The organism is candidate division WOR-3 bacterium (genome assembly GCA_016867815.1).
Taxonomy (GTDB): Bacteria; Hydrothermota; Tepidihabitantia; order Tepidihabitantales; family Tepidihabitantaceae; genus UBA2258.
On record VGIR01000142.1, the window covers coordinates 1 to 4,965 of the forward strand.

Genomic DNA, 4,965 nt, shown 5'->3' on the forward strand with positions numbered 1-4,965 from the left:
GAGGTCCGCCGGCTTGACGTTCGGTTGAGAACCGCGGGCTCCGGCCTTGGCTACCTCTTCGGCCATGCGGGATACTACGTCCGCGACCTCGCCGATATTGACGCCTTGCGGGCAGCGGTGCAGACAGGTCGTGTGGTAGGAGCACATCCACACGAACTCGGACTTGTAGACCTCATCCTTCATCCCCATGATGGCCATCCGGATGATGCGCCGCGGGTTGTACTTCTCTTCGAGCTTCCGCACCGGGCAGGATGCCGAACACGACCCGCACGAGAGGCAGTGCATGAACCCGGTGTCGCCGTACTTCTCGGCCAGCCGGTTCTTGAACTCCGTGTCGAGGTCGTTGACCAACAGCTCGGGCGCTTCAGCCAACGCTACTCCTCCCCCACCTTGAGGAATTCGGACTCGCGGAACGTCACCAGTGGCAGCGGCTCGTCGAGATTGCGGCCTGACAGATAGTCGAACTCGCTCTGCGCATTCTGCGACACCTTCTTGTACAGGGTGGCGAGCCCAATGGTCACGGGACACGAATCCTCGCAGATGCCGCACTGCACGCATGACAGCATCATGTGGTTCATCCGAGTCAGATGGAAGAGCATCGTCTCGGACGGCATCCGCGTCGCGCCCTTGCGCAATGAGACGCGCACATGCTCCGCGATGTCACGCTGGAACGTGTCGGAGTCAAAGAAGCACTCCCGGCAATAGCAGACCGGGCAAACCTTCATGCAGTTGTGGCAGTTGAGGCAGTCGGCGAAGTACTCCAGCAGCTTCTCCGGCCCCATCATCGCCTTGTCCAGCTCCTCGATTCGTTTGGCGGTCTTGGCCTTGCGGCTGGCACTCAGGCTCTCCAGCGCCTGCTTCCGGCTGTCCGGTTCGTCCTGCGTCTGGAGCACGATGCCTTCGAGCAGGGTCTTTCCTTTGTCGCTGGCGGCCTCAATCCATAGCTCCTTGTCCGGGTCCATGCCGATGAACCCGATGTTGAGGTCGTAGACGAGTGGCTTCGACTGCTCACACATCTGGCAACCCATCCGGAAGTTGACGTTGTCGGCATATCCCGCCTGCTCGCGCACGTGCTTGTTGTCGAAGTCCGCGTCCTTGCCGCGCACGTTGCGGAATCCGGCGGCCTTGTACGTACCGGGGCAGTCGACGCCGATGAGCACGAGGCTCTCGTGTGCGATCTGCTTCAGCTTCATCAACTCCACCACTGCCCGCAGTTCACAAGGCCGCAGAAACAGCCCCAACTTCGCGTTCGGAGAGCCGTCGCGGGCGATCTCGTCGACTATCGACGCAGCGTTCACGCCCATAGCAGGCAACAGCGGCGCCGCCTCGGCCAGCCTCTCGGGATTGGAGACAAGCGCCACCGTGGCCGTACCGGCAGCCGAATACGCCGGGGTCAAGATTGCGGAGAGTTTCCCGTCCTTGAGCCACTGCGCGAAGAGTCCGCGGATGGTCCCCTCGGGGTTCTTCGATTCTACCTGGATGGTACCCTTCATCGCCGCCTCACACTTCCCACTTCTCTTTGAAGACGCTCGGGCCCTTCTTGCGGAGGTGTTCGGTCATCTCGGTGATTGTGTCCGCGAACTTGCGGCCCTCGGCCGCAGAGATCCAGCGCAGCCAGACCCGGTCAGTATCCAGGCCCACGGACTTCATGATCGAGTTGAAAAGCACCATCCGGCGCCTGGCCTTGTAGTTGCCGGAGACATAGTGGCAGTCGCCGGGATGGCACCCGCCCATGAACACGCCGTCCGCGCCTTCGAGCAGGGCGCGCAGGATGTAGACCGAGTCGACCGCGCCCGAGCACATCACTCGGATCGGCCGCATGTTCGGCGGGTACTGCATGCGCGACGTGCCGGCCAGGTCCGCGCCCGCGTAGGTACACCAGTTACAGAGGAAACCAACTATCTTCGGTTCGTAGTTAGCCATCTATTGCGCCTCCATCAGAGAGCCGCGTCGACCATCGAAATGACATTCTTCGCCTCAAAACCCTTGAGCTTTATCGCTTCGGACGGACAGGCCGCCGCGCACGCACCGCAGCCCTGGCACAGCACCGCGGTAACCTCGGACTTGCCGGTCACCGGGTTGAGCCGCGCCGCCTCGTACTGGCAGATCTCCTCACACATGCCGCACCCGGTACACCAGCGCGGATTGACCTCGGCCACGACCGCCTCGGTCGAGAGTTCCTTGTGCGAGATGATCGAGCAGGCGCGCGCCGCGGCCGCGTAGGCCTGCGCCACGGTTTCCGGAATCCGGCGCGGGCTGTGCGCCATACCCGCCATGAACACGCCCCGGGTGGTGAAATCTACCGGGCGGAGCTTCATATGCGCCTCAAGGAAGAAACCATCCTCGTTGAGCGGCACCTTGAGCAGCTGGGCCAGCTCATGGTTCGACTTCGCCGGGACCACGCCGGCCGAGAGCACCAGCAGGTCGGCATCTATGCCGAGCCGGCGCTGCAGCACCGGGTCGTACACCGACACGTGCAGCCGGCCGTCGACGCCCGCGACCTCCGGCTTCGTCTCCGGGTCAAACCTCACGAACATCACCCCGGCCTCACGCGCGTCGCGGTAGAGCTTCTCTCTGAACCCGTAGGTCCGCATGTCGCGGTACAGGATGTAGACGTTCGCCTTGTGGTTCGCCTGCTTGAGCTTCAGGGCGTTCTTCACCGCTTCGGTGCAGCAGATGCGCGAGCACCACGGGTGCTCCTTCTCGCGCGACCCCACGCACTGTACCATCACCACGTGCTTCAGTTCTTTCGCCTGGTCCGGGCACTCGTGGAGCATGCTTTCCAGCTCGGACTGGGTCTTCACCCGCTGATCCCTGCCGTAGAGGAACTCGGTCGGTTGGTACTCGTCAGCGCCGGTGGCGACGATGAAGACTCCGTGCTCAACCGGGATGTCCGACCCGTCGGACTTCCGGACCGTCGTCTTGTAGTTCCCGACGTAGCCGGTGACAGCAGTCAGTTCCGCGCCGGCAAGAACTGTGACCTTTGGGTGGGCGCGGAGCCGCTGCTCCAGACGGGCAACGAACCCGGTAAGGTCGTCGCCGGCATCGGTGTACTTGAGGCGGAGGAGATTGCCGCCGAGCCGGTCGTTCTTCTCGACGAGATACGTCTCGAATCCCTGGTCGGCGACTGCGATTGCCGCAGTCATCCCGGCCAGCCCGCCGCCGATGACAAGGGCCTTCTGGACTATGGGCTGGGGCGACGACGAGAGCGGCCGCAGCAGGCGCGAATTGGCCACCGCCATCCGCACCAGTTCCTTTGACTTCTCGGTCGCCACGTCCGGCTGCTTCATGTGGACCCACGAGCACTGGTCGCGGATGTTGGCCATCGTGAAGAGGTAGGGATTGAGTCCCGCCTCGGCCAGGGTCTCCTGGAACAGCGGCTCGTGTGTCCGGGGGGTGCAGGAAGCGACGATGACCCGGTTGAGCCTGTGCTCCTCGATGACCTTGCGCATCTTCTGCTGCGTGTCCTGTGAACACGTGAAGAGGTTGTCGTCGGCCAGGACCACGTTCGGCAGCGTCCGGGCGTACTCGACCACGCTCGGCACCTTGACCACGCCGCCAATGTTGATGCCGCAGTTGCAGATGAAGACGCCGATACGCGGCTCCTCGCCGGAGACGTCGCGGAAGGGCGGGTAGACCTTGGGCCGGACCAGGGTGTTGCGGGCCGGTGCCAGCAACGCCGCCACCGCACCGGCAGCACCGGTCGCCTCGGTCACGGTTTCGGGTATGTCCTTCGGCTCGACCAGGGCGCCGCAGGCGTATACGCCCGGCCGGTCGGTCAGCACCGGCTCGAACCGGTCGGTCTTCACGAAACCCTGCTCGTCCACCCCGACGCCGATGCGGCGGGCCATCTCGGCCACGCGCGGATTGGCGGCGAGCGCGGTCGAGACCACGACCATGTCGTACTGCTCCTGTTTGAGCGTGCCCGCCTCATCCTCGTACGAAATCGAGAGGTCCTCGCTGCCTTCGACCCGGCTGAGCGCGCTCACCTTGCAGCGCCGGAACTGGATACCGTACTCGTCCCTGGCCCGGTCGTAGTACTTCTCAAAGTCCTTGCCGAAGCAGCGCATGTCCATGTAGTAGACGTGGCAGTCGAGGTTGCCGCCGCAGTGCTCGCGGGCGATAACCGCCTCCTTGGTCGCGTACATGCAGCAGACCGACGAGCAGTAGAAGTGCTCGGCGTTCCGCGAGCCCACGCACTGGATCCACGCGACTTTCTTCGGCTGCGCGAGGTCGCTCGGTCGCTTCACGTGCCCTTCATAGGGCCCGGAAGCAGAGAGGATGCGCTCGAACTCAAGGCTCGTCACCACGTTCGGGAACCTGCCGTAGCCGTAGCCGTACTCGCCGGTCGGCTTGTACTCCTTGAACCCGGCCGACAGCACGACCGCGCCGACCTCGACCTCGTCATCGGACCCGACCTGGGTGTGGTCGATTGCCTTCGCCTCGCAGGCGGCGACGCACTGCAGACACTCGCAGCAGATGCCGCAGTTGAGGCACCGCTGCGCCTCGGCCACGGCCTGCTCCTCGGTGAAGCCCTGCGCCACCTCGCGGAAGTTGCCCTCCCGCTCACCTGCGGGCAGGGCAGGCTCGGACGCCCGCTCGCGCCGCTCGACCTTGGCCCGGGCCGCGGCTGACTCCTCGGCCTTTGCCGCCTTCTCTTTCGGCTTCTCGCGACCGGCACTGACTTCCTGACGGTTGATGAACCGGTCAATCGAAATCGCTGCCTCGTGCCCGGCGTTCACCGCTTCGATGACCGAGGCCGGGCCCGACACCATGTCCCCGCCGGCAAAGACGCCCGGCATCAATGTCTCAAGCGTCAGCGGGTTGACCTTGAAGGTACCGCCCGGCCCGCGCTCGAATCCGTCAAACGCGTCGGCATCGACCGCCTGGCCGATGGCGAGTATCACGGTGTCGGCCGGCACGAGTCCTTCGACACAACCGAACTGCGGGCTGAACCTGTGAGCG

At 64.4% G+C, this 4,965-nt stretch carries 4 protein-coding genes; all 4 read right to left on the reverse strand.

The features are described from left to right. Positions 1-558 (reverse strand): hypothetical protein (locus FJY68_13350; protein ID MBM3332810.1); only part of this gene is annotated, 558 nt, incomplete at its 3' end. Beyond that, positions 375-1,493 carry a hypothetical protein gene (locus FJY68_13355; protein MBM3332811.1) on the reverse strand — a complete coding sequence of 373 codons (1,119 nt, stop codon included), beginning with the start codon at positions 1,491-1,493 and terminating at the stop codon, positions 375-377. The genes FJY68_13350 and FJY68_13355, both read right to left, overlap by 184 nt. A gap of 7 nt (positions 1,494-1,500) precedes the next feature. Beyond that, positions 1,501-1,923, reverse strand: a complete 423-nt coding sequence (locus FJY68_13360; GenBank protein MBM3332812.1) for a hydrogenase iron-sulfur subunit — start codon at positions 1,921-1,923, stop codon at positions 1,501-1,503. Positions 1,924-1,937: 14 nt separating this feature from the next. Continuing rightward, a partial coding sequence (locus tag FJY68_13365) for an FAD-dependent oxidoreductase (GenBank protein MBM3332813.1) occupies positions 1,938-4,965 on the reverse strand: 3,028 nt, incomplete at its 5' end.

Coding starts and splice junctions, on each gene's coding strand:
- FJY68_13355 (MBM3332811.1), bottom strand. CDS start 1,493: ATGAAGGGTACCATCCAGGTAGAATCGAAGAACCCCGAGGGGACCATC.
- FJY68_13360 (MBM3332812.1), bottom strand. CDS start 1,923: ATGGCTAACTACGAACCGAAGATAGTTGGTTTCCTCTGTAACTGGTGT.